Source organism: Niallia oryzisoli, assembly GCF_036670025.1.
GTDB classification, from domain to species: Bacteria; Bacillota; Bacilli; order Bacillales; family Cytobacillaceae; genus Bacillus_BD; species Bacillus_BD oryzisoli.
Window position 1 is genome coordinate 4183226 of sequence record NZ_CP137640.1, and the last position, 23328, is coordinate 4206553.

The window sequence follows — 23328 nt, forward strand, 5'->3', positions numbered from 1 at the left end:
GATATTTTTTGAATCATTTTAATTATAAAAGATTACAATTGTTTATTTTTTAATACAGTAGTAAACTTCCTTTTACAATTTTGATTTATCATCGTTCAAAAGAAAAAACTCTAGGCCACTATTTAACCAAGAGTATTTCTTATCAAAATAGGCTAAGTATTTTTCATTTTGGCAGAAAATATAGAAATGAATTTTTCCAAAACAATATAAATAATTCTCATTCATCAAACTATTTCATTCAGATAATGAATTTACTATCCCTTCAGAATCGTTTACAAGTAATTTCAATAATTCTCTTAATGCAAAAGAATGATAAGCCCCTTTTTTTGTAATAATCCCTAGTCTCCATCGAAGAGTCGAATTTTCAATTGGGATGATTTTAACATTACTATTATATTGTTTCTCAAAAATAATTTTTGGTAACAAGGTGATGCCAAGTTTTGATGAGACCAATTCAACGATCAAATCCCACTGTGAGCTTCGATAAGAAACTACCGGAGTAAATCCCCTTTGTTCACATGCTTGAATGACATAGTCATGCAAAGTAAAGCTATCAGAAAATAAGATGAACTTCTCATCTTTTAAATCTTCCAATGAAACAGATGATCTTTGGGCTAGTGGATGATCATTATAAAGAAATAAAACAAATTCATCTTCAAAAAACGGAAAAATATTAAATTTCTTCTGATTCGCTGGCATGACAATGAGACCAAGATCGATCGTTCCATCTTCTACTAGTTTCCCAACCGATTTTGCACCCAGTTCAACTAATTCCAAAGAAATCTTTGGATAATTTTCATGAAAACGCCTGGCAATGTCCGGAAAAAAAAGGATCCCAATTAATGGAGGTATTCCAATTTTTATTTCACCTGCCGTTATGTTCTTGAGCTCATCCAATAGGATCTCCAGTTCTGACAAGGTTGACAGCATTTTCTGCCCCTGCTGATAAACGATCTGCCCTGCATCAGTTAGCTGTAAATGTCTTGTTGAGCGATCAAATAGTTGTACATGAAGTTCCTCTTCTAATTTTTTTATTGCTTTGCTCAATGAAGGTTGTGACAAATAGGAATGCGCCGATGCTTTTGTAAAGCTTTTATGATTGGCAACCTCCATAAATGACTTAATGTCTCTTAATTCCATTCTAGCACTCCCTTATTTATTCTTTTCTTTCATAATATATATTCCTTATATGTATTTTACTTATAGAAATTAGAAATGTAAAATCAGATTAAAGTTAATTCTAAATTTTCAGAATTATAGGGAGGCAGTTCAATGAGAAAAGAAAAAGTGATGAATTCCTTTACGGAAGCGATTTCAGACATTAAGGATGGAGCAACGATCGTTGTTGGTGGTTTTGGCCTATCGGGTATTCCTGAGTATTCAATTCAGGCAATTAGAGAAAAAGGCATTAAGGATTTAACCGTTGTAAGCAATAATTGCGGAGTCGATGATTGGGGACTTGGACTATTATTAGCCAATAAACAAATTAAGAAAATGGTGTCATCCTATGTTGGGGAAAACAAAATATTTGAACAACAGTATTTAAGCGGAGAATTAGAAGTAGAACTAGTCCCACAAGGTACACTTGCCGAGCGAATTCGTGCAGGGGGAGCTGGAATTCCTGGTTTCTATACCCCTACCGGAGTAGGCACTCCTATTGCAGAAGGGAAGGAACATAAGGAATTTAATGGACGTACCTTTATTTTAGAACATGGAATTACCGGAGATTTTGCTTTGGTAAAAGCATGGAAGGCAGACCCTCTTGGAAATCTTGTTTTTAGAAAAACAGCCCGTAATTTTAACCCTCTTGCAGCTGCAGCTGGTAAGATCACGATTGCGGAAGTTGAAGAAATCGTGGAAATAGGAGAATTGGATCCGGATGAAATTCATACGCCGGGAATATATGTACAACGGGTATTATTGGGAACGAACTATCAGAAAAAAATTGAGAAGCTAACCGTTGCGAAAGCCTAAATTATAAAAGAAATGGAGTGTTCAAAAATGAATGAAAGTCGTCAAATAATTGTAAAAAGAGCGGTTCAAGAAATTAAGGATGGGATGAATGTTAATTTAGGAATTGGCATTCCAACGTTGATTGCAAATGAAATACCAAGTGATCTTCATGTATTGCTTCAATCAGAAAACGGGCTTCTTGGTATCGGTCCCTATCCAGTAGCCGGAAAAGAGGATCCAGATTTAATTAATGCTGGAAAAGAGACCATTACGGCCGTTCCGGGTTCATCATTTTTTGACAGCGCTGAGTCATTTGCTATGATTCGCGGTGGTCATATCGATCTTGCTATTCTTGGAGGGATGGAGGTATCTGAACATGGGGACTTAGCAAACTGGATGATTCCCGGAAAAATGGTGAAGGGCATGGGAGGCGCTATGGACCTTGTGAATGGAGCCAAACGTGTAGTCGTTATTATGGAGCATGTCAACAAACATGGAGAATCGAAAATTAAAAAGGAATGTACACTGCCATTGACTGGAAAGCAAGTAGTGCACCGGTTAATTACTGACCTAGCTGTTTTTGACTTTACACCAGAGGGAATGGTTCTTGTCGAAACACAATGCAATGTTACTGTACAAGAAATAAAAGAGAAAACTGAAGCAAGCTTTCAAGTATCAGCTAATCTTACAGCTGCAATTTAATCGATTTATAAATTTCTTAAAAAATAGGAGTGATGATCATGACTACTTCTGGACTAGAAGGCATTACAGCAACTCAATCTGCTATTAGTTCAATTATTGATGACACTTTAACATACAGAGGAATTATTATTGATGAATTAGCGGAACAAGCAAGCTTTGAGGAAGTTTTGTATTTACTATTGAATGGTACACTTCCGAAGACTGAATCTTTAGCTCAGCTAAAAAAGGAGCTTGTTCAATATGGGACTTTACAGGATGAAATTGTTTTATTATTGAAGTCTTTCCCAAAAAGCGCCAAGCCTATGGACATGCTTAGAACAGCAGTGTCTGCCTTATCCTTGTTAGATACAGAAGCGAAGGAGATTTCTTGGGAGAATAATCAAAAAAGGGGTCTGAAAATTCAGGCCCAAATCGCAACAATTGTCGCCGCTATCCAAAGAGTTCGAGAAGGAAAGGAAATCCTCTTTCCTAAACAAGAGTATAGCTTTGCACAAAATTTCCTATATATGTTAAAAGGTGAAGTTCCTGATCAAATAGCAATTGAAGCGTTTAATAAAGCATTGATTTTGCATGCAGATCATGAATTAAATGCATCAACCTTCTCTGCCCGGGTTACTGTTGCAACACTTGCTGATATTTATGCAGGAATCGTTTCAGCTATTGGAACGTTAAGTGGTCCTCTTCATGGGGGAGCAAATGAAGCTGTTATGGAAATGCTTGAAGAAATCGGTGATATTCATCATATCAGGCCTTATATTTATCAAGCTTTATCAGAAAAGAGGAAAATAATGGGGTTTGGTCATCGAGTTTATAAAAAGGGAGATCCTCGTGCTAAACATTTGAAAGCTATGTCTGAAAAGCTCGCTCATATAACAGGAGAAAGAAAGCTATATGAGATGTCTACCATAATAGAGGAAATCATTACAAGAGAAAAAGGATTGTTACCTAACGTTGATTTCTACTCAGCTTCTGTATATAACAGCTTAGGTATCAGTAAAGAATTATTTACGCCCATCTTTGCCGTTAGCCGTACTTCCGGATGGATATCCCACATATTAGAACAATATGAGAATAATCGTCTAATTCGTCCTCGAGCAGAATATGTCGGACCTAGTAAGATGAGTTATATACCTTTAGATATTAGGTAAACTCATAACATCATGAGCTACTTATAAATACTTAAATTGTAATTAAATCACTTAAGAGTATCATAAGGAGGAGTTTAATAGATGTTAATGAACACTAATGTTTTAAAGGATACGATTGATCAAATGAAAAAGGATTTAATCCGAATTGCAGCTAAAAATGGCATAAATAGTCTTGACACCCTTTATTTTAGTCAGAAATTAGATAAACTCATCGTTATTTATCAAAATTGTTCTTTTCGAAAGAGATACGATCATTAAAGAACTTTACTCTTGTATACAATTAAAAAATCCTTTCTTGATAAATAAATTAAGTAGGAATGGTGAAATTAAAATGAATAAACCAAAAAAACGTTCCTTTGCGGAGCTTGTTAAAGAAAACAAACTTGAATTATTGCGTAATCCAGAAGCAATTGAAAAAATCGAAGAAAGACTAGAAAAAAAACATTTAATAAAGCAGAAAAGCATCTAGCATTCTTTCTGATACTTTATATGAGGGGGTATGGAATGGAGTATTTTTTACAATCTAGTATTTAACTATCCCTCATTAAAAGTTTGATGCTCGAGGTGGAAATTTAATAGATAACCCAAAAAAGACATTAAAAATTCTTCTCCAATTATAATAAAAGGAAATGTTTAACAATTACAATTAAAGTTAAGGGAGATTAGGAGTAGCGTCACATGCCCATCAATTTAACTAAAAAAGTTTCCCAAAAATTAACAAACGTTATTCTTTCAGTAAAATACTCGAAAAGGATGACGTTTTTTCATGGTTCTTTCGTTTTTCTGATGAACGACACGAAACTAATTTAACAAGCCTTTTGTTACAGTCGGAAATAGACGAGCTCATCAAATGTATCAAGAACTAAAGATAAACATTTAATTCCCTTCAAAGCTTTTCCTTCCCAAGTTCTTTCAACAATTCCCTTCCTATCGTCTTTGTTAGATAATTCAATTTCATTGTATGTTACTTGCTTACGCAAAATATCCTTAGCATGTGCCTGATGGAATGAATTACAAATTGATCAAAAAGCCAATGCGACTCTTTTGTCCGCCGGAAAGCTTATTGGCACGCGTTCTAGCCTTAAATATTAATCCTGAGACTGGCATCCTTTCAACCTTAGTAAGCCCAACTTTGTACACTTACTGGAATAGATTCCATTGTTTGTTATATAAAGCATAAAAGATATATACAAACATTCGATATCAAAAAAAAGCAGCGGTACGGTTCGATTGCAACCATCCCCCTGCTTATAACATCGGATTTTACAGTCCCTATATTTTGAGTGGTGCTTCATGCCTCTTGTATGAGTTTGAAACTTCCTTCATTCAAATAATGTTACCTGCCCACAAAATTCGGCTTTCTATTTTCAAGACGCGCAGCCATTCCCTCTTTGCAATCCCGTGTTGCGAAGGCGCCATCATAACAAGTTGCCTCTATCGTTAAAGCGGATTCAAGATCCACATTTGCGCCTGTATTAACGGCTAATTTCATCATTCTTAATGCAACAGGTGCTTTTTCCACAAGCTTTCCAGCCCATTCTTTTGCCGTTGCTAACAGTTCATTTTGGGCAACGACTCTATTGACAATTTGCAGCTGATACGCACGCTCGGCATCAATCTTTTCACCAAAATACAATAATTCTTTAGCAATGCCTTGTCCAACCACTTTTTGGATTCGCTGTGTACCACCGCCACCAGGAATCACGCCTAAATTAATTTCAGTAAAAGCAAACTGCGCGTTTTCAGAAGCAATACGCATATCACAGCATAAAGCCAGTTCAAAGCCGCCTCCGCGTGTTTCTCCGTTAATGGCTGCAATCACAGGCTTTCTAATGTTTTCAATTTTAGAAAAAGAAATTCTTGTAATTTGTGTTAAATCCATCATTCCGACTGTATCCAAATCGGCCATTTCATAGATATCAGCTCCAGCAACAAATGCCTCTTCACCAGCCCCGGTAATCACAATAGCCTGTACCTCATCATTGACTTCCAATTCGCTCATTAATTGTGTTAATTCCAAGTAAACTTCTGTATTTAATTGATTGCCAGGTCCGTTGCTGATCGTTACAACCGCTACTTTATTTTCCACTTCTACAAGTAAATTTTTATAATTCATGATCCATCCTCCTATGTAACTTTAAAAATAGATTTCTATTATAAAGGTATAGTATGATAGAAATTGACATTTAAAAAGGTACAATTTTTAAAAAATTAACATGTCAAAGGTGAAATAGAGTGAAAAATACGATTTTTGCTTTGGCGGAGGACTCTCCGAAATACAAACAAATCTATGAACAATTTAAACGATTTATTGAACAAGGCGATATCCTTCCACATGAGCAGCTGCCCTCCATTCGTGAATTGGCAGAATCCCTTCAAGTCAGCCGTAATACAACATTAACGGCATATGAACAGTTGGTCGCTGAAGGCTATATTCGCAGTGAAGGAAGAAAAGGTTATTTTGCCAATGAATTAGAACATGACTTCATTCAGGAAACGAAAGATCTACCAATCGATCCAATTAGTGAAAAGGAAGCCACACCGGTTCTCATTGACTTCCGGGCAGGTGCCGTCGATCAATCACATTTTCCTTTAAAAATTTGGCGGAGAATCTCCAATCAAATGCTCACCTTAAAGGAGAGCTACAAATACGGGGACCGCTTTGGAGAATCATTTCTTCGTGAACAAATTGCAGCCTACTTACTGCAATCCCGCGGGGTGAAAACAGAGGCAGATGCCATTATCGTCGGCAGTACGACACAGCAATTGCTCGTTAACCTTGGATTCATTTTACAAGAGGAATTCCAAAGCATTATCGTCGAAGACCCCGGGTATGATGGAGTTAGAGAGGCCTTTCAACTACATCATTTTGCATTTGAAACGTTACCTATTTATGAAGAGGGAGCTGATTTTTCCCAACTAGAACAAACGACATCCAGACTAATCTATGTCACACCTTCACACCATTGTCCTTACGGAGTAAGTATGTCCGTTCAACAGCGGCAAAGGCTGATTCATTGGGCAGAAAAAAGAAAAGGATATTTAATTGAAGATGATTATGACAGTGAGTTTCGTTATACACAAAAGCCGTTTCCAGCTCTTGCTTCCATAGATTCGGAAAGAGTGATTTATTTTGGGAACTTCTCTAAGTCCTTTCTGCCGGGAATTCGTTTAAGTTATATGGTGTTACCACAGCCCCTATTACATCGTTATAAACATCAATTTCGTTATTTCGAGAGCACCACATCCCTTTTCAGTCAATTAACGATGGCTAAATTTATGGAAGAGGGCGAATGGAATCGTCATATTAAACGGATGCGTCTTGTATATAAGCGAAAAGTTCAATATTTAGTATCCCAATTACAAAAACAGTTTCAGAACAAAATCACCATTATCGGTGAGCAGTCAGGATTGTACTTAATTATCAAAGTTCATATGGATCACACAGAACAGCATCTTATTGAACAAGCAGCCAGTTTGGGTGTAAAAGTTTACCCCACATCCATCTACGTTGTAAACAATCACCCGGATCACCCCATGATTCGGCTTGGTTTTGGAAATCTAACTTTTGATGAAATCCAACGTGGTGTGGAGCTTTTAAAAAAAGCGTGGTCATAAAGCACGGGGACGGTTCTCTTGCTTCCAAAAGCATGGAAGCAAGAGAACCGTCCCCTCGTTTACTCGAATTTCTAAAAGATCCTTACAAGATCATCAACTGTTTCAATGACATAATCATATTCACTTACCTGTCCAAATCCGTACTTGGCATACACAAATGGAATTCCGGCGTATTTTGCTGCCTTTCGATCCCCTTCAGTGTCACCTACATAAACCGGTTGGGATAATTTATTTCTTTCTATAATTAATTGGATATTTTCTCCTTTGGAAAGACCTGTTCTTCCTGGATTCTCGTAATCTATAAAGTATTTTTCTAACTGATGATACTGATAAAAAGCTTCAATATATCCATCCTGACAATTGCTTACAATGAAAAGCTTATATTTTTGCGAAAGGATCTTCAGTACTTCCTCGACCTGTTCAAACAGGATTCCTCCCTGTTTTCCTATAAATGTATTCTCAACTATGCAGCTTTCTTCTAAAAACCGTTTCCGGGTAGCCTCATCTAAGTCTGGGAACAATCTTTTCCCAATTTCCGGTACTTGAAGTCCCATGACTCCTTGCAAATCTTCCTTCGTAATCTCTCTTTTGATTTTCGTATAATCCTTCAGCAAACGATTCCACGCCAAGAGAACCGTGTCAGTTGAATCCCATAATGTCCCGTCTAAATCGAAAATCATGCTGTCCATTTTACAAGCTCCTTCGCCTTATTGTTTTACATTGAAATGAAGCAAAGGAACCTTTTCCTGAGCTTCTCAAATTACCGTTTTTCCATTCTTCACATTATAACAGAATAAGAGGTAATTTCCGACCTGTCAGAGAATTAACACGGTTATTAGTTACCAGCAAACAATTAGAGCTTGTATCCTACTTATATATATTAAATACTGCAGGCTGAGACATAGCGATGATTTTTTTTGCAAAAGAGATACAGTTGGTTTCGATATCGGCTTCTTTCTTCGACCAAGTATCTGCCTTCAATCCCTCTGTGATAATGGCACACCCTTGCTTTCTTAAAGCTTCCTCTAAAATATCAACCGCACTGGCAAAATGTTCATAGGTCGAGCAGCCGGAACCAAATGCTGCAGCCTTTTTGCCTGTCAAATCGATAGAAACCTTTCAGGATATCAATTCATCAGCATAGGCTTCCATCGCATCCTTCATAACAACCCGATCACCCGCTTTTGCTAATTCATCTGCAATCGTACGAGCCATCAGCTCCGTCGTTACCGTCATACTTGCATAAACCACAATCGTGTTCATAATCTCTCCCCCTTTGGGTCACAGGGACAGGCACCGCGACCCACTCCTATTGATTAATCATTAGGCAAGGCTGTCCCATTGTCCCGCGATCTCAACTAGTTTTACCTTGTTAATATTACAAACAAATCATAGATTACAATGATTCAAAATAAATTGATTTGAATCAAATTATTATATAATGCAGTAAAAAAGATGAAATTTTTAATTTGTTCAGCAGCATATAATCTACTATTTTCTTATGTATAAGAATCTGATACTATGTATGATAAGACAAAATTTTTCGACAATAACACAAGCTATATAGCCTTAAATAATGTTGATTGATTTAGAAAAATCATTTGTTGTCAAAACGCATACGTAATCCAGAATATGAAAATAAATATTCTATCACCAGAGAAATGAGGCATAGGGAAATCTATGAGGGGAAATCAATTTATTACTAATTTTAAAGATTTACGCCATAATCTTAATTTAAGTACCGTAAGCACAGCTGTCGTTACAGCTACTTTTGGATGCACTGGCCCTGCTTTAATCATCATTGGCGGGGCTGCAAACGGCGGCTTGACTTATGCACAGACAATAAGCTGGCTGTTTGCTGTTTATTTTTTCAGCGGATTACTTGGTATCTATTTAGCATTAAAATACCGGCAACCGATTGCGGGTGCTTATACCATTGCAGGAGCTGTATTAGTTTCAGGATCATTGATGAATTTTACATTAAATGAGGCAATTGGAGCTTATCTAGTTGCCAATTTCCTCGTTATTATTCTTGGCATATCGGGATTAATTGATAAGGTCATGAAATGGATGCCGATTCCCATAGTCATGGCGATGATTGTTGGCGTCATGATTCGGTTTGCAATTGATATGATTACATCGATAACGATTTCACCCGTACTCGCTGGTTCGGCCATTTTAGCTTTTTTGCTTTCATCAAGATTTTTAAAAAAGATTCCACCTGTATTAACAGCATTAATAGTCGCGGTTCCTTTGGCCTTATTAACAAACGCCTTTCAATTTCAGGGAGGACAGGATTTATTTATCGTACCGCAATTCATCATGCCAGCTTTTAGTGTTGAAGCGATTGTGTCGATTAGTATTCCACTTGCATTGCTTATCATTTGTTCTGAAAACGCGCAAGCAACAGGAGTACTTATGGCGCAAGGCTATAATCCGCCGAATAATGCCATGGCCATTTCCGGCTCTGCTATCGGTCTTGTTGCTGCCTTCTTCGGTGCCCATGCTATTAACATTGCGGGACCAGGAACGGCAATTTGTTCCGCGAATGAGGTAGGAAAAAAAGAAACCCGCTATGCGGCATCCTTTGTGAATGGGATCATCCATACCCTCTACGGACTCTTAGCCTCAATCGTTGTTCCTTTTGTTATCGCCATGCCAAGTGTAATTGTTACCGTAATCGCTGGATTAGCTATGTTAGGTGTTCTTATCAATTCACTTAAGAATGCTTTTTCAAATAGTAAATTTCAAATGGGAGCCTTTTTTGCCTTAATTATTGGAATATCCGGTGTGAGCTTTTTCCATATTAGTGCTCCATTGTGGGCGGTTATTGGAGGTTTACTCATTTCGTTTCTCATTGAAAAAGAACATTTTGGTTTAAGATTAAAAGTAGATATGAAATAATTTCAACTAAATACCCTTTAAATAAGAACAGCATTATTTTATATAGGTAATGCTGTTCTTATCATGTTGCATAAAAAAAAGACTATTATTATTAAACTGTTAACTGCTCTTCAATCGCTTCTTCTCCAATCCCTATGTAAAAAACCTTTTTATCCGGTATCAAGACACGATAACTAACAATTCCTGCTTCGGCTATCTCTTTTAAGAAATCTAAAAAAGGAAGTGAAATGTTCTCGATTGCCCCAAGTGCCTTCGATCTATTAAATATATTCGAAATGACCAAGCTAACTTGAGAATCAGTTTTAAACTCCGAATGAACTCCTTTGTATGTCGCTTGCCCGGTTGCAACTTCTATTTGGTATTCGTTAATGCCATTTTGAGATAATTCATCTAGGAATTCAGAAAAACTGATCTCGCCCATGCTTCTTCTGCGAATAATATCTTGAAACTGATTTTCTGTTAAATTTCCATTCAAAATAAATACCTCCGATTTAAGCTTTTTCTCACTTCATTCTTCATTTTCATTCTAACCATTAAGGAAGTCGTTATCCTCCACAGTACCCGAATTCTACTTTGTGGAACTCGATAAAACAATAAATACTTTCTAGCAGGAAAGGATTAATGCTTTACATCACATTTGGAACGATGGACCTGTCCCTCCGACCCACCTGACTTTAGTCGTAAAAGGTTCATTTCTCATTATCTAAATCTTTATCAAGTAATAATTCTTTTACATTTTTAACTCCATATTGCTTTTCGATATATTGACCAACAACAGACTTATTAATACCTACCTTTACTGCTGTTGAAATGACTAAATAGAGAATTATTAACCCAACAATCCAAAGAATGATAGAAAAAACGAAGGAACCAGGAACCACTTTTAACTCACTTCTCATTTAAATATCCAATTCATCCGTTTATTAAGATTTATAGTCTGATTTTCCTTTCACGGAAAAATAAACAATCAGATTTATTATTCCAATTCCTGCTATTGCTAAAAAAAGGATAAAAGATACTGGGTCGCCCCCTAATCCAATCTCATCAACAACAATTCCATCAAAGTATAATAGTTGACCAGAAACTAAGATTGATACAACCGTATGCGTCAGTACAGTGAATCCGTTTATCATGTTGTTTTGAAATCTAGGAATAATAATGGTGAAAAATAATAGAATCGAGAAAATCAATATGGTAATAAAAATAGATCTATGTAATGTGAATACTCCTAAACTTTCAAAAGAATTATATGTATATATCATAACCACCTCCAGTCATTTCATTAACTCCCTCCCTCAACACTCTTTTCACACGTAACTCAAACCAAATTATACCATATAAAGCATGGGGACGGTTCTCATGGTTCCAAACAATAGCACAAGTTGGGACAATAGATGCAGCTGAAAAAGGATATTTCTCTCATACAAAACACGTAGCCTATTGGTTTGAGTCAAGCCGATCCCCCGCCTACTTTTTCAACAATTTATTCATTGTGTTGGATAAACGACAAATCCAATTATCTATTGGTATGGCTGCTTATCTTTATGAACTAAAATAAAAATATAAATAAAAAACCTAATGAATTCAAAAGGAGGAAAAATAAATTGACAAACAATCCTAATATGATTTGTGATTTAGAAACAGGAGTTTGTGGTGTTACTGGTGAGGAAGAAATGGAGATAATTGATTTTAATCAATCTAAAAAGTCCATCGAAGTTTATTATGTAACAGATCCGATTTGCTCTCACTGCTGGGCGATTGAACCTGTTCTCCGCCGATTTATAGAGCAGTACGGACACTATTTTAACTTCCATACGGTAATGGGTGGATTGCTGGAAAAATGGGGTGATGGTCCTGTTGACCCTGCAAATGGAATTTTTAAACCTGCTGATGTTGCTGGTCACTGGAGAGAAGTTGGTGTCTATTCTCGCATGCCAATTGATGGGTCACTCATGATTGACAATCCCGTTCAATCCTCTTACCCTCCCTCTCGTGTATTTAAAGTGATTCAAAAACATCATAACGATGCGTTAGCCTTTGAATATTTACGCCGTGCAAGAGAAGCTCTTTTTGCCTTTAATCAGAATATTTCCGATGCCAGCGTTATGATTGAAATCGTCAATCATCTTGGGCTTGATGGAGAAGCCATTGTTAATGAAGCTGAACAACCAAACGGTCAGCAATTACTAAATGAAGATTTTAGTCTTGCGAGAAGCCTTGGTGTTAGAGGTTTTCCTACTATTATTATGATTAATGAGGAAAACAAAGGAGTTAAAATTGTTGGGGGCCGCCCATTCGAATACTATGTTGATGGTTTAAAGCAGGTCCTTAATGCAGAAGAATTACAACCAAAACAGCAGCCTTCCCTATCTAATTTACTTGAAAAAGAAAAACTGCTTTTTTCAAAAGAAATTGAAGTGATGTACGATGTTGAACAGTCAGATATTCATACTTTTATTGCAAAAGAGCTTTCACCCGGGAGTTATGATAAGAAGGAAATTCTTGGGGAATCTTATTTTACAACGAAAAAATAACAAGGGGAATGATTATGGCTTACCTATTACAGGTTGATTTTAAGATGGAAGGGCCATTCGGAGATGAAATGGCGGAGGCGTTTTCTGATTTAGCGGAAAGCATTAATGAAGAAAAAGGCTTCATATGGAAGATCTGGACAGAAAACCCCGACACAAAAGAAGCCGGCGGCATCTACCTTTTTGAAACAAAAGAAACAGCTGAAAAATACATCGACATGCATTCTAAAAGGTTAGCCGGCTTTGGGATCACGGATGTAAATGCTAATATCTTTGCCATCAATTCTAAATTGACTGAAATTACAAATGGTCCCGTACAATAATCTAAAAAGGAACAGCTTAATGGCTGCTCCTTTTTTTCCTATAAAACTACCAACTACTGACCTTTTTAAGGCTAGGATCTTGATAATAAAGAATTTCAGATAGAATTTTATACCCATTCATATTCTTGAAAGCTTCCCTTGCCTCCTCTTCTGTATTAAACTCGTACATCTTAACATTTTGCTTTAAGAAAACAGTTATAATCCACACGAATGATTCCTCCAAATTAAATCAACCTTATCATTAAATATTTTTAATTTTCCATCTATTCATAAGACAAATCGTTCTTTATGCAGTCAATAATCTGTTTTCGTTTATGCCAACTTATAGTTCATTGCGGAAATAAACTGATAATTTTTCTTTGTATAAACATACCCTTCCAAAATTATCCGTGCTGTACGTACAACCTTGATTGCTGTCATATTTCCAGCAATGATATCCACCTTTGTTTCCATAATCCCAGCTGGATGTCCTAATCGTACGACTTCTTGCTTTACATTTACCAAATCAGATAAAATGGTGTCTTTCAAAAATGCTCCTGCGGTTGTACAGATCGCACCTGTTATGGCTAGAGCTTGGTGTGGTTTTTGCATGGACATCATTCTAATTGTACAGTCCATATCTTCTGCTTTTCTTTCCATCCCTGTTACATCGATATAATCTCTTGGTGCAGCAATAATGGTCATTTTAGGGACAGCAGGTGATTTTCTTGTTGCTTCTTCTTTTGACGCAAATTGACACATTTCAGCTGCCATCGCTCTAATTTCTTCCAATTCCTTTAGCTTTTCTTGTGTGAATTCATGTGGGAGCTCAGTACCTTTAAGACCAATATCTTGAGCGTTTACAAAGACCAATGGATTGGCTACATCAACAATTGAAACATTGATTGGGCCTTTAGATGAATGAACGACATCAGTTGGGTTTCCGGTTGGAAAGAGTTTTCCTGTCACTGCACCTTCTGCATTTGTGAATGATAGATAGATAGGAGACCCAGTTCCTGGCACTCCCGGGATTGAATAAAGACCTTCCGTTTTTACATGACCATTTTCAACCTCTACCTCAGCGATAATAACCTTTTGTGTATTCGTATTAAAAATTCTAACTGTTGTAATAGGCTCAACTGCTGGTACAAGTCCTTGTTCAATCGCATATGGACCCACTGCTGAAGATATATTACCGCAATTCCCCTTGAAATCTACTAATTGATTTTCAATACTAACCTGGGCAAATGTATAGTCAATATCAATATCTTGTATATCTGACTTTTTGATAATGGCTACTTTACTTGTTAATGAATTTGCTCCGCCTAACCCATCAATTTGTCTGCTATCTGGACTTCCCATTATATCTAATAGAAATTCATCCCAATCTAAACGATCACTTGGCATATTTTCTTCTTTTAGAAAAACACCTTTACTCGTTCCTCCACGCATCACGACAACAGGTACTCTCAAATAGATCATCCACCTTTCTAATCACCCTGAAATACTATCGGTTCTTCTAAAAATATAGTAAAATATGTGCTATCATAAGTAAAATAGATAATTTATTAGAAATTTCGTAAAAAAAACTTATAATCATGAAAGGATTGGAGGGGAATATTTTGGATGAAAAGGACTGGAATGCGATCCAAATTTTATTTCAAGAGAAAAATATCAGCCGTGCATCTGAACGATTATATATTTCACAACCTGCCTTAACATACAGGCTCAAAAATTTGGAAAACGAGTTCGGAACGAAATTATTTTTCAAAATAAAAGGAGGCATTGAATTTACTTCAGAAGGTGTCCATTTGGTAGAGTATGCAGAAGAAATGATCAAGAAGTTACAAAAGACTAAAGACTATATGTTGAATATTCAACAAGATGTCAGAGGAACATTAAGATTAGGAGTATCTAGTAACTTTGCTCAATATAAGCTGCCTAAAATATTAAAAAGTTTCTCGATTCAATTCCCAAACGTGCAGTTTAATATAAATACAGGTTGGAGTAACGATATTATTAACCTTCTTAATTCAGCTACGGTGCAATTAGGGATTCTCCGGGGGAATTACGAATGGTACGGAAAAAAGGCCTTATTACATACAGAAAAACTTTGTTTGATTTCTAAAAAAGAAATCAAACTGGAGGCATTACCTGAACTTCCATTTATTAATTACAAAACGGACAGTTCATTAAAAACTCTAATTAATGGCTGGTGGCATGATCGATATTCTGAACCTCCCTTCATCATGATGGAGACAGATCGACTCGATACCTGTAAAGAAATGGTTAAAAATGATTTGGGGATTGCGATTGTCCCACAAATTTGTCTACAACCTTCAGATAACTTACAAATTCATGAATTATCCTATCATGATGGAGAACCAGTTAATCGATATACTTGGTTAATGTATAATCAAGATTCATTACAACTATCCACTGTGAAGAATTTTATAAACTTCTTAAATGAGAATCCGAATATTTAAATAAGAACTTATATAGAAAAAGAGGAATAGGCTGATTTCCTCTTTTTCTTTTTGCTTAGATTATAAGTTTTTTTTTAGAAATTCGTTAAAAATTTTATAGTTTACTTATTTATCCGTGTATTTTATTCTAAAAATACCGAATATTCCAAAGTATACAAATTTTCTTTAATAAAAGTTGTTATTGTTTACTCTAACATTTAAGAAAATTTGAAAACGATTACTATTTTAGGAGGGGATTCATATTCTTACATTTTTAGGGATAGCAATGGTATTGGTTTTTACTTATTTGATTATGGCAAAAAAGTTATCACCTGTAACGGCACTTGTAGTTGTACCCATCATATTTGCCGTGATTGGAGGATTTGGTTTAGAACTTGGCGGGATGATGCTAGATGGTTTAAAAGAAGTAGCTCCTTCTGCTGCATTATTATTGTTTGCGATTTTATTTTTTGGAATTTTGATCGATGCAGGCTTATTTGACCCACTTATTAATACAATGATGAAATTTGTAAAAGGAGATCCAGTTAAAATAGCAGTCGGGACTGCCGTCATCGCCATGACAGTGGCTTTAGATGGCGATGGTACGACTACTCATATGATTACGATATCTGCTATGCTGGCACTATACCTTCGAATTGGCATGAACCCACTTGTTCTTGCCACCATTTCTCTACTTTCTGTCAGTATAATGAGCGGAATGACTCCATGGGGAGGCCCCGCTACAAGAGCAATTGCCTCCTTAGGTCTTGATGCAAATGAGTTTTTCCTGCCTCTGTTACCTACCATGCTTTCAGGAATGGCTTGTATTCTATTTATAGCCTATGTTCTTGGAAAAAAGGAGAGAGCTAAAATTGGGATTATCCACTTGGATCAAATTCCTCAACAATCATTAGAACTAAGTGAAGTCGCTGCTTCCATTCATATATTGCCAAGTAATACGAAACGACCTCAGTTGAGATGGGTCAATCTATTGTTAACCGTAGCGGTCATGGTGGTTTTAGTAATGGGGTTAGTCTCCGCACCGATATTATTTTTAATTGGATTTGTTCTCGCTGCGATGATTAACTATCCTAATTTAGATGAGCAGAAAGAACGTATTTTAGCGCACGCTGGAAACGCCTTAACGGTTGTTATATTAGTGTTTGCAGCTGGTATTTTCTCAGGTATTTTTTCTGGTACAAAAATGGTAGACGCTATTTCCCATGCATTAGTTGCCATTATTCCAGAATCCGTAGGTTCCTTTTTCCCATTAGTCGTTGCACTAACTAGTATGCCATTTACCTTTGTTTTATCTAACGACGCTTATTACTTTGGGGTTTTACCAATTCTAGCTGAAGCAGGGGCTGCTTATGGTGTAAGTCCATTAGAGATTGCCAGAGCATCCGTATTAGGACAGCCTGTACATTTTCTAAGTCCCCTTGTTGCTTCCACTCTTCTACTAGTTGGTATGGTCAAAACAGATATTGGAGAATTTCAGCGTTTTGCCTTTAAATGGACCCTGTTTTGTTCTTTGGTCGTTATTGCAGTTGCTTTTATAACCAGTGCGATTAGTTAAGTTAAATATTTTCTTCTTTCACGAAAGATACAAATAAAGAGCTATCCAAATTCGACGAGTTCAATTGAATCTGGATAGCTCTTCTTTTATAAAATAACTCGGAAACCGCCATAATATAATATGGTGGTTTATCTCTCTTTTTCCTATTAATCAATTATCCGTCCCCGCTATTTTCGTAATTGCATGTACAATGGTTTTGGCGAGATTCATGACAGTAAATAAGCGAGTATCATTTAAGAACTGGGTTGAGGGCATTGGATCTACATAATTAACAAATCCAACAAAATGATAATCGCCTACTTCTGGAAGCATCTTTTCAAGTGCTTTTCCCGGTGTTAGAGGTCCCTCTTTAAACATCACATAACCTACTAACTTTTTCACTCCAATGGATGCATCAATACTAATAATTAAAGGTTTTTTCATCTTTTTATGGATCTCTTTCAAAATACTTTTTAAATTAAATGCATGTACAGGTTCTTCCAATGTTCCATATACACGATACGGTACATGTTTTTCTGTCAGCATGGTCCCTATTAGCGGTCCTAAAGAATCACCAATATAACGATCCGAACCGATACATAGAAAGACGATCTCCCTATCACTTTCTAACGATGGTTGAATCATTTCTTTCACTTTATGAACAAACATTTCCATCTCTTTTTCATTCGTTCCATTAGAATTTACATAATAGGAACGTCTTTCTTGATTTTTCTTTTCTTTTTCATAATAAAAAGGACACACTAATATCACCCCTTCATTTGATTCATTACCAAACTCATTTATTGATAAGAACTTTTTTCATTATACCGTAAACTAGGCTGATTGATGTGAATGGGCCTTCTTTTTGACCTCCATATACTTTATCAATCGAAATAATGGTGGAAGTGTACTACAGACGGTAACGACTCTTAATACCTGTACGGCAACAACAAAAGTAGAATCCTCATTCAGAACAAGTGCCGTTGTTGTCATCTCTGCAATACCGCCAGGTGCAAAGGCTAGGCTTGCTGTGAGAAAGGTCAAGTCTGTATATCTTGAAACAAAGTACGCACATATAAGCGTAAAAAAGATTAAACCGATTGTATTTAAAAATGAAATCAACAAGATTCTATTTAATCCTCTAAACATATTTTTTTGAAAGCGCGATCCAATGCTTGCGCCAATAACTATTTGCGATACGATAATAAACAATTGCGGCCACCAAGCAATAAGATCAAACCCTAGTAATATGGAACCAAAAGATTTTACAATCGCAACACTAACCATACTTCCAATCAGCCATGGAGCTGGGAACCTCAAAAATTTACCTAAATAATATCCACCACATGCGATCAAAACAAACAAAATCGTCAAAGTCAATTGTTCTAGCCCAACATGTATGACTTCTGTAGGAACTGGATTCAAACGTTCTCTACCCTCAAGATTTCCACTTAAAAAGGACATTGCGACAGGAATCGTAAGCAGTACTAAAAATACACGCATCGTTTGAATAATACTTACAGCACCGGTATTAGCCCCCACCTCTTCTGCAATACCAGGAATGGAAGACAATCCCCCAGGTGCAGTCGCAAAAAAACTGGTTAATAAATCCAAGTTACTATACTTACATAAAATGAGTCCCGAAAAGAAAGTAAAAAGGATTGATAAAAAAAGCATAATGAGAATGGTTAACCAATTTTCCAGAAAAATGTATATAACTGAACTTGTAACCTTCTGACCTAGCTCAATCCCTAAAATACACTGCCCGATATATAACCAATATTTTGGAATTCCACCTTGATGATGTGATAAATGAACTTTTTTCGGTTGTACTATGGTAAGAAAAGTTGCGGTAAGTAGTGTTCCAATCATCCATCCAATTGGAAGACCTGTTAGTGAAAGTAGAAATCCTCCGAATCCACTTAGACATACAAACAATAAGTTCTGAAAAAAACCTTTATGTTTATTCATTCTAAATCCTTCTTTCGATACTGTAGCATAGATTCCTTTTATGGCTTTGCCTTTTAGTTCAACTATAGTATAATTTTAGCAATAATTATAATACCGTTTATTTATCATAATCCATAAATATTTTTTATGTCTAAAGGAGGTTATTGTAAGTGGATGAACGAGATTGGATGGTTTTACAAGTCCTCTATGAAGAAAAAAACATTACAAAAACCTCTCAGCGTTTGTATATTTCCCAACCAGCCTTGACAAACCGCTTACAGCAATTAGAAAAGGAATTTGGCCTAAAAATTGTCAATAGAGGAAGACGCGGGGTCCAATTCACCCCACAAGGAGAATATTTAGCGAAAAGCGCACATGAAATGTTATTAACCATCCAAAGAATAAAGGAAAATGTCCTTAATATGGAAAACAATGTCGTAGGTACATTAAGGTTAGGTGTTTCAACTTTTTTTACTGACTATATGCTTCCAAACCTATTAAAGCAGTTCAAAGAACAGTATCCTAATATTGAATTCAAGGTAACAACAGGCTTTAGCAGCCATGTTGCCGAATTAATTCACAATCAGGATGTCCATATTAGTATTGTTAAAGGCGACTATAACTGGAACGAACAAAAACATTTATTATTTGAAGAGACGATTTGCATTGCTTCCAAAGATGAAGTTGATATTCAAAATCTTCCCAACCTGCCAAGGATTAATTATCATACAGACTTACTTTTGAAACATTCGATCGACAATTGGTGGTCCGAAAGATTCACTCAGCCGCCCCTTGTTAATATAGAAGTAGATAAAGTGGATACCTGTAAGAAAATGGTTGTGAATGGGTTAGGCTATGCGATCATGCCTAGTTTAATATTAAAAGATGTTCATGATCTTTACAAAAAGGATCTTCAAATGATTGATGGAAAACCGATCGTTCGTAAGACATGGATGTTTTACCATAAGGATTCATTAAAATTAAACATTGTAAAGGCATTTGTTGATTTTATGGAAAAGGAATTTACTAGGCAATAAGAAAATTCCAGCTCCTCTTGTCATTTGTAATACAAGTACCGGCACATAATAAAGCATCTGCCCTCCGTTCAGGCAGATGCTATTTGATATTAATGAAGATTTAGGCTAATTCTATTTTTTCTTTCGTATACTGTGCGGCAGAAGTCCCCGCCAATTTACCAAAAACAGCTCCAGACATTAAGCCTGATCCACCAGGGTAATTTTTGTAGAAGATTCCACCAACCATTTCACCTGCTGCAAATAGTCCAGGTATGGATTTTTCTTCTTGGTTTAACACCTCACCTGCATGGTTAACTAATAATCCACCAAAAGCAAAGGTAATTCCACAAGTAACCGGGTAAGCATAGAAAGGTGCCTGGTCGATTCGTAATGCCCAATTGGATTTAGACGGTGTAACACCAACGGTTCCTTTCCCATCTTTTATCGTTGGATTATACACCCCTTCTTGGACAGCAGCATTATATTCGCTAATGGTCCTTAAAAATTGAGTTTGATCCACAGATGTTAATTCCGCTAATTCTTCAAGTGTACCTGCTTTGATACATGTGGCTTCCTCTAGATTGTATTCCTTTCGCAGCATGGAACGGACTTGAGCATCAAAAATTTGATAAGCCATATGGCCTGGCTGTTTTAAGACTTCACGGCCATACTTGGCATATGTGTAGTTCCGAAAGTCAGCACCCTCATCAACAAATCGATTTCCTTCATTATTTACCAGCAGCCCAAGAGGAAATGAGGATTTCTTGTAGATATCTCCTGGCTTATTAAAATCACCTACTTTTGGCGCCTGATAATCGGTGCCAATTGAGTGACAGCCCGTCCACCCGAACTCGCCATATTTTTGTGCTCCAACCGCTAATGCCATTGTAATTCCATCACCTGTATTGAATTCTGTCCCTCTTACAATCGCTGCTTCCCATTCCTTCCCAAGCTGTGTACTTCTCATTTCTTTATTCGCCTCAAAACTACCACATGCTAAAATGACACTAGCTGTATCAACAATCATGACATTCTCTTTCTGTTCAATCTTAATACCGGTAATTTTGTCCTTATCCATCTTTAACTCGATTGCACGTGAGTTGTACCAAATGTCAATGCCAAGTTCTTCAGCACGGTTAAAGAGCTTTTCCATTAGCCCAACGCCCTTGTTTACTGTTTTAATCGGAAGTCCACCCCAAAAATGACGTTTACCTCCCTGTTCAAAGGATTGATTTTCATAATTTAATTCAAATTGAATTCCATGATCATGCATCCAACGAATGGTTTCATAAGATTTGGATATAAGTTGATTGGCGAGGATAGAATTACTTTTTCCTTCTGTCACCCGCATTAAATCTTCATAGAAATCCTTTTCTGTATATTCGGGCATGACAACTTTTTCCGCTTCTTCATCTGTCATTTCAGGGATAATCTTTCTAATGTCCTCTAGATTGTTATAAGCAACACGAATCGCTCCATCCGTAAAAAATGAATTACCCCCACGCTTTTCAATAGGTCCTCGTTCTAAAACAAGTACATGTGAACCATTTTCCTTTGCCGCAATCGCCGCACATAAAGCTGCATTCCCTGCACCAACTACAACAACATCATATTTATTAACAGTATCCATCGAATTCCTCCTAAATGTGATGATCTTTCTTTACATAAATAATAGGATAATTTGAGAGATTCATAAAATACTGTTAATTTATAATATTCCATAAGAAAAAGTTATGTCTGGTTAGGACAGCAACTACTAAATGAAGATTTTAGTCTTTCTAGAAGCCAAGGTGTTGAAGAGTTTCCTACCATAGAAATTGAAATAAAGTACGACGTTAAACAGTCGGATAGAACACTTTTATTGAAAGAGAGCTTTCACCTGGCAGTTATCATAAGTAGAAAATTCTAGGAGAATCCTATTTTACCACTACGAAATAATCGTCAGGCACCTTCTCTATCTTACACATGCTATAATGGTAGTTAATACCATGCAGTAAGGGAGAGGAAGCTTTGCAAAATGCCTTTTTGGCCCGTTCCTTAGATCCTTCGTTCAGAGGAGCTCCGACCTTCTCAGTCGAATCTGTATCAGGCTGGGACAAAGGTTCATCGATGGTTGAAGCGGATATTGACACAGAATGGGTGATTAAGTTTAATGATGAGGTGAATAAGCGAAGCCTTTATAACCATATTTATATTGTCCGTGATAGTGATCAACAAAAAAATTATATTCAACCAATCATTAATGAAGATGATCCAAAAACCGTTAAGCTTCGTTTAAATCAACTTTATAAATTTGATGAAAATTACACTCTATATATTTAGAAAGATGTTCAATCCAAAATAGGAAATCCTTTAACAGAGCCAGTATGCATCAAATTTCATACAAATAAACCTAAATTTGATGTTACAAAGTCGATCGAGCAGGATGGTGTAACATTTGACCTCATGTTAGATCTGACCGAAGAAAAGATTTTCACAAAGGTTAAAGCAACCAATATCACAAGCGAACCCATTCCATATGTAGGGTTTAGTGGTTGTGATCCAGGCATTTCTGCCCGACTATCTGCTGTAGCTGAGGATGGTTCAGTCAAACCAGGCAGTAAATGGCGTATGACAGGCAGCTGCACGCCTGAAGTTCCACTTTATAGTCTGCAGCCCGGTGCATCAATTGAGGTAGTCGAAGTGTTATAATCCACCTGAACAGATTACTTTAGATAATCTTTCTGTAAATGTAAGATTCCAAACCGTAAAGAAGGAAAACAGTTCTGACTATCAGCAAATAGATATTACCATTCCTTTAGAAGATTGAACTACTCCACCTTAATTTTCTAACGAAAATTTGAAGATGGAGATTCCTGCGAACACCGAGGTATCCCTTAGTTATTTAGCAGGCTATCCCCGTCGCACCGACGGTTAGCAGTACAAGTGGCGTGGGCCTCCTGCAAGTGTTGCAAACTTGTACGTTGAACTCGCCTCGCACCCTAATTTAGCTTGGTTTTCGCAACTTCGGTGTGCGTGGAGGCGAATGGTGCTTGGATATTTTACAGTGCGAAGCCTTTCTCGCACTAACCCTATATATCCAGTTTTCAAAGAACAACTTACAGGAATATTATACTATGCGAACAAGTGTTTTGTCTATCACCAACCGACAATCATCACCCATTTATTATTGGGCTACACCCTG

24 protein-coding genes and 1 pseudogene are annotated in these 23328 nt (G+C 36.6%); 14 read left to right on the plus strand and 11 right to left on the minus strand.

What is annotated here, in order from left to right; translation table 11 throughout:
- Nucleotides 1-234: 234 nt before the first annotated feature.
- Nucleotides 235-1140 carry a LysR family transcriptional regulator gene (locus R4Z09_RS20995; RefSeq protein ID WP_338448675.1) on the minus strand — a complete coding sequence of 302 codons (906 nt, stop codon included), beginning with the start codon at nucleotides 1138-1140 and terminating at the stop codon, nucleotides 235-237.
- Nucleotides 1141-1272: 132 nt separating this feature from the next.
- Between R4Z09_RS20995 and R4Z09_RS21000 the strand changes: the two genes are divergently transcribed.
- The 5 genes from R4Z09_RS21000 (at nucleotide 1273) to R4Z09_RS21020 (ending at nucleotide 4272) form a co-directional block, all read left to right on the plus strand.
- The gene (locus R4Z09_RS21000; RefSeq protein ID WP_338448676.1) at nucleotides 1273-1974 is read left to right on the plus strand and encodes a CoA transferase subunit A; all 702 of its coding nucleotides are present in this window, start codon (nucleotides 1273-1275) and stop codon (nucleotides 1972-1974) included.
- A gap of 27 nt (nucleotides 1975-2001) precedes the next feature.
- A complete protein-coding gene (locus R4Z09_RS21005; RefSeq protein ID WP_338448677.1) occupies nucleotides 2002-2655 on the plus strand; it encodes a CoA transferase subunit B in 654 nt (217 codons plus the stop codon).
- Nucleotides 2656-2690: 35 nt separating this feature from the next.
- On the plus strand, nucleotides 2691-3803 hold the full coding sequence (locus R4Z09_RS21010) for a citrate/2-methylcitrate synthase (protein ID WP_338453323.1): 1113 nt from the start codon (nucleotides 2691-2693) through the stop codon (nucleotides 3801-3803).
- Nucleotides 3804-3884: 81 nt separating this feature from the next.
- The gene (locus R4Z09_RS21015) at nucleotides 3885-4061 is read left to right on the plus strand and encodes an aspartyl-phosphate phosphatase Spo0E family protein (protein WP_338448678.1); all 177 of its coding nucleotides are present in this window, start codon (nucleotides 3885-3887) and stop codon (nucleotides 4059-4061) included.
- Nucleotides 4062-4134: 73 nt separating this feature from the next.
- Nucleotides 4135-4272: an FbpB family small basic protein gene (locus R4Z09_RS21020; protein ID WP_338448679.1), complete on the plus strand. Its 138-nt coding sequence runs from the start codon at nucleotides 4135-4137 to the stop codon at nucleotides 4270-4272.
- Nucleotides 4273-5139: 867 nt separating this feature from the next.
- On the opposite strand, the gene R4Z09_RS21025 is transcribed toward R4Z09_RS21020, so the two are convergent.
- Nucleotides 5140-5919 carry an enoyl-CoA hydratase/isomerase family protein gene (locus R4Z09_RS21025; RefSeq protein ID WP_338448680.1) on the minus strand — a complete coding sequence of 260 codons (780 nt, stop codon included), beginning with the start codon at nucleotides 5917-5919 and terminating at the stop codon, nucleotides 5140-5142.
- A gap of 119 nt (nucleotides 5920-6038) precedes the next feature.
- Here R4Z09_RS21025 and R4Z09_RS21030 point away from each other — a divergent pair, with 119 nt between their 5' ends.
- The gene (locus R4Z09_RS21030; RefSeq protein WP_338448681.1) at nucleotides 6039-7421 is read left to right on the plus strand and encodes a PLP-dependent aminotransferase family protein; all 1383 of its coding nucleotides are present in this window, start codon (nucleotides 6039-6041) and stop codon (nucleotides 7419-7421) included.
- A gap of 71 nt (nucleotides 7422-7492) precedes the next feature.
- Here the strand turns inward: R4Z09_RS21030 and R4Z09_RS21035 are convergent, their stop codons facing one another.
- Both R4Z09_RS21035 and R4Z09_RS21040 read right to left on the minus strand, forming a co-directional pair.
- Nucleotides 7493-8110: an HAD family hydrolase gene (locus R4Z09_RS21035; RefSeq protein WP_338448682.1), complete on the minus strand. Its 618-nt coding sequence runs from the start codon at nucleotides 8108-8110 to the stop codon at nucleotides 7493-7495.
- A gap of 178 nt (nucleotides 8111-8288) precedes the next feature.
- Nucleotides 8289-8684 (minus strand): annotated as a pseudogene (locus R4Z09_RS21040) (flavodoxin domain-containing protein).
- Between the two features lie 417 nt (nucleotides 8685-9101).
- Between R4Z09_RS21040 and R4Z09_RS21045 the strand changes: the two are divergent.
- Nucleotides 9102-10325 (plus strand): benzoate/H(+) symporter BenE family transporter, encoded by a 1224-nt coding sequence (locus R4Z09_RS21045; RefSeq protein WP_338448683.1) that lies wholly within the window; start codon nucleotides 9102-9104, stop codon nucleotides 10323-10325.
- 91 nt (nucleotides 10326-10416) lie between these two features.
- Here the strand turns inward: R4Z09_RS21045 and R4Z09_RS21050 are convergent, their stop codons facing one another.
- The 3 genes from R4Z09_RS21050 to R4Z09_RS21060 all read right to left on the minus strand — a co-directional run bounded on the left by R4Z09_RS21050 (nucleotide 10417) and on the right by R4Z09_RS21060 (nucleotide 11587).
- Nucleotides 10417-10800, minus strand: a complete 384-nt coding sequence (locus R4Z09_RS21050) for a DUF1398 family protein (protein ID WP_338448684.1) — start codon at nucleotides 10798-10800, stop codon at nucleotides 10417-10419.
- A gap of 214 nt (nucleotides 10801-11014) precedes the next feature.
- Nucleotides 11015-11224: a hypothetical protein gene (locus R4Z09_RS21055; RefSeq protein WP_338448685.1), complete on the minus strand. Its 210-nt coding sequence runs from the start codon at nucleotides 11222-11224 to the stop codon at nucleotides 11015-11017.
- Between the two features lie 24 nt (nucleotides 11225-11248).
- Nucleotides 11249-11587 carry a hypothetical protein gene (locus R4Z09_RS21060; RefSeq protein ID WP_338448686.1) on the minus strand — a complete coding sequence of 113 codons (339 nt, stop codon included), beginning with the start codon at nucleotides 11585-11587 and terminating at the stop codon, nucleotides 11249-11251.
- Between the two features lie 342 nt (nucleotides 11588-11929).
- On the opposite strand from R4Z09_RS21060, the gene R4Z09_RS21065 reads away from it, so the two are divergent.
- Both R4Z09_RS21065 and R4Z09_RS21070 read left to right on the plus strand, forming a co-directional pair.
- Nucleotides 11930-12859, plus strand: a complete 930-nt coding sequence (locus tag R4Z09_RS21065) for a DsbA family protein (protein WP_338448687.1) — start codon at nucleotides 11930-11932, stop codon at nucleotides 12857-12859.
- A 14-nt stretch (nucleotides 12860-12873) separates the two neighbouring features.
- Nucleotides 12874-13179, plus strand: a complete 306-nt coding sequence (locus R4Z09_RS21070) for a monooxygenase (protein WP_338448688.1) — start codon at nucleotides 12874-12876, stop codon at nucleotides 13177-13179.
- Nucleotides 13180-13491: 312 nt separating this feature from the next.
- Here the strand turns inward: R4Z09_RS21070 and R4Z09_RS21075 are convergent, their stop codons facing one another.
- Nucleotides 13492-14631 carry a 2-methylaconitate cis-trans isomerase PrpF family protein gene (locus R4Z09_RS21075; protein WP_422392209.1) on the minus strand — a complete coding sequence of 380 codons (1140 nt, stop codon included), beginning with the start codon at nucleotides 14629-14631 and terminating at the stop codon, nucleotides 13492-13494.
- 149 nt (nucleotides 14632-14780) lie between these two features.
- On the opposite strand from R4Z09_RS21075, the gene R4Z09_RS21080 reads away from it, so the two are divergent.
- Both R4Z09_RS21080 and R4Z09_RS21085 read left to right on the plus strand, forming a co-directional pair.
- Nucleotides 14781-15644, plus strand: coding sequence for a LysR family transcriptional regulator (locus R4Z09_RS21080; RefSeq protein ID WP_338448690.1), 864 nt, complete (start codon nucleotides 14781-14783; stop codon nucleotides 15642-15644).
- A 241-nt stretch (nucleotides 15645-15885) separates the two neighbouring features.
- Entirely contained in the window at nucleotides 15886-17199 is a 1314-nt protein-coding gene (locus tag R4Z09_RS21085; protein WP_338453324.1) for a citrate:proton symporter, read from the plus strand.
- A 150-nt stretch (nucleotides 17200-17349) separates the two neighbouring features.
- Here the strand turns inward: R4Z09_RS21085 and yyaC are convergent, their stop codons facing one another.
- Nucleotides 17350-17940, minus strand: coding sequence for a spore protease YyaC (gene yyaC / locus R4Z09_RS21090; RefSeq protein ID WP_338448691.1), 591 nt, complete (start codon nucleotides 17938-17940; stop codon nucleotides 17350-17352).
- Between the two features lie 72 nt (nucleotides 17941-18012).
- Entirely contained in the window at nucleotides 18013-19149 is a 1137-nt protein-coding gene (locus R4Z09_RS21095) for an AbrB family transcriptional regulator (RefSeq protein WP_338448692.1), read from the minus strand.
- Nucleotides 19150-19298: 149 nt separating this feature from the next.
- Between R4Z09_RS21095 and R4Z09_RS21100 the strand changes: the two genes are divergently transcribed.
- Nucleotides 19299-20165 carry a LysR family transcriptional regulator gene (locus tag R4Z09_RS21100; RefSeq protein ID WP_338448693.1) on the plus strand — a complete coding sequence of 289 codons (867 nt, stop codon included), beginning with the start codon at nucleotides 19299-19301 and terminating at the stop codon, nucleotides 20163-20165.
- A gap of 100 nt (nucleotides 20166-20265) precedes the next feature.
- On the opposite strand, the gene tcuA is transcribed toward R4Z09_RS21100, so the two are convergent.
- Nucleotides 20266-21774: an FAD-dependent tricarballylate dehydrogenase TcuA gene (gene tcuA, locus R4Z09_RS21105; protein WP_338448694.1), complete on the minus strand. Its 1509-nt coding sequence runs from the start codon at nucleotides 21772-21774 to the stop codon at nucleotides 20266-20268.
- Between the two features lie 380 nt (nucleotides 21775-22154).
- Here tcuA and R4Z09_RS21110 point away from each other — a divergent pair, with 380 nt between their 5' ends.
- Nucleotides 22155-22466 (plus strand): hypothetical protein, encoded by a 312-nt coding sequence (locus R4Z09_RS21110; protein WP_338448695.1) that lies wholly within the window; start codon nucleotides 22155-22157, stop codon nucleotides 22464-22466.
- Between the two features lie 123 nt (nucleotides 22467-22589).
- The gene (locus R4Z09_RS21115; protein ID WP_338448696.1) at nucleotides 22590-22835 is read left to right on the plus strand and encodes a hypothetical protein; all 246 of its coding nucleotides are present in this window, start codon (nucleotides 22590-22592) and stop codon (nucleotides 22833-22835) included.
- Nucleotides 22836-23328 lie beyond the last annotated feature (493 nt).

What these genes read in the sequence shown, in the direction of transcription:
- R4Z09_RS21060 (WP_338448686.1), bottom strand. Translation starts at nt 11,587, where the DNA reads ATGATATATACATATAATTCTTTTGAAAGTTTAGGAGTATTCACATTA.
- R4Z09_RS21070 (WP_338448688.1), top strand. Translation starts at nt 12,874, where the DNA reads ATGGCTTACCTATTACAGGTTGATTTTAAGATGGAAGGGCCATTCGGA.
- R4Z09_RS21055 (WP_338448685.1), bottom strand. Translation starts at nt 11,224, where the DNA reads ATGAGAAGTGAGTTAAAAGTGGTTCCTGGTTCCTTCGTTTTTTCTATC.
- R4Z09_RS21015 (WP_338448678.1), top strand. Translation starts at nt 3,885, where the DNA reads ATGTTAATGAACACTAATGTTTTAAAGGATACGATTGATCAAATGAAA.
- R4Z09_RS21035 (WP_338448682.1), bottom strand. Translation starts at nt 8,110, where the DNA reads ATGGACAGCATGATTTTCGATTTAGACGGGACATTATGGGATTCAACT.
- R4Z09_RS21000 (WP_338448676.1), top strand. Translation starts at nt 1,273, where the DNA reads ATGAGAAAAGAAAAAGTGATGAATTCCTTTACGGAAGCGATTTCAGAC.
- R4Z09_RS20995 (WP_338448675.1), bottom strand. Translation starts at nt 1,140, where the DNA reads ATGGAATTAAGAGACATTAAGTCATTTATGGAGGTTGCCAATCATAAA.
- R4Z09_RS21095 (WP_338448692.1), bottom strand. Translation starts at nt 19,149, where the DNA reads ATGAATAAACATAAAGGTTTTTTTCAGAACTTATTGTTTGTATGTCTA.
- R4Z09_RS21045 (WP_338448683.1), top strand. Translation starts at nt 9,102, where the DNA reads ATGAGGGGAAATCAATTTATTACTAATTTTAAAGATTTACGCCATAAT.
- tcuA (WP_338448694.1), bottom strand. Translation starts at nt 21,774, where the DNA reads ATGGATACTGTTAATAAATATGATGTTGTTGTAGTTGGTGCAGGGAAT.
- R4Z09_RS21025 (WP_338448680.1), bottom strand. Translation starts at nt 5,919, where the DNA reads ATGAATTATAAAAATTTACTTGTAGAAGTGGAAAATAAAGTAGCGGTT.
- R4Z09_RS21115 (WP_338448696.1), top strand. Translation starts at nt 22,590, where the DNA reads ATGTTAGATCTGACCGAAGAAAAGATTTTCACAAAGGTTAAAGCAACC.
- R4Z09_RS21020 (WP_338448679.1), top strand. Translation starts at nt 4,135, where the DNA reads ATGAATAAACCAAAAAAACGTTCCTTTGCGGAGCTTGTTAAAGAAAAC.
- R4Z09_RS21005 (WP_338448677.1), top strand. Translation starts at nt 2,002, where the DNA reads ATGAATGAAAGTCGTCAAATAATTGTAAAAAGAGCGGTTCAAGAAATT.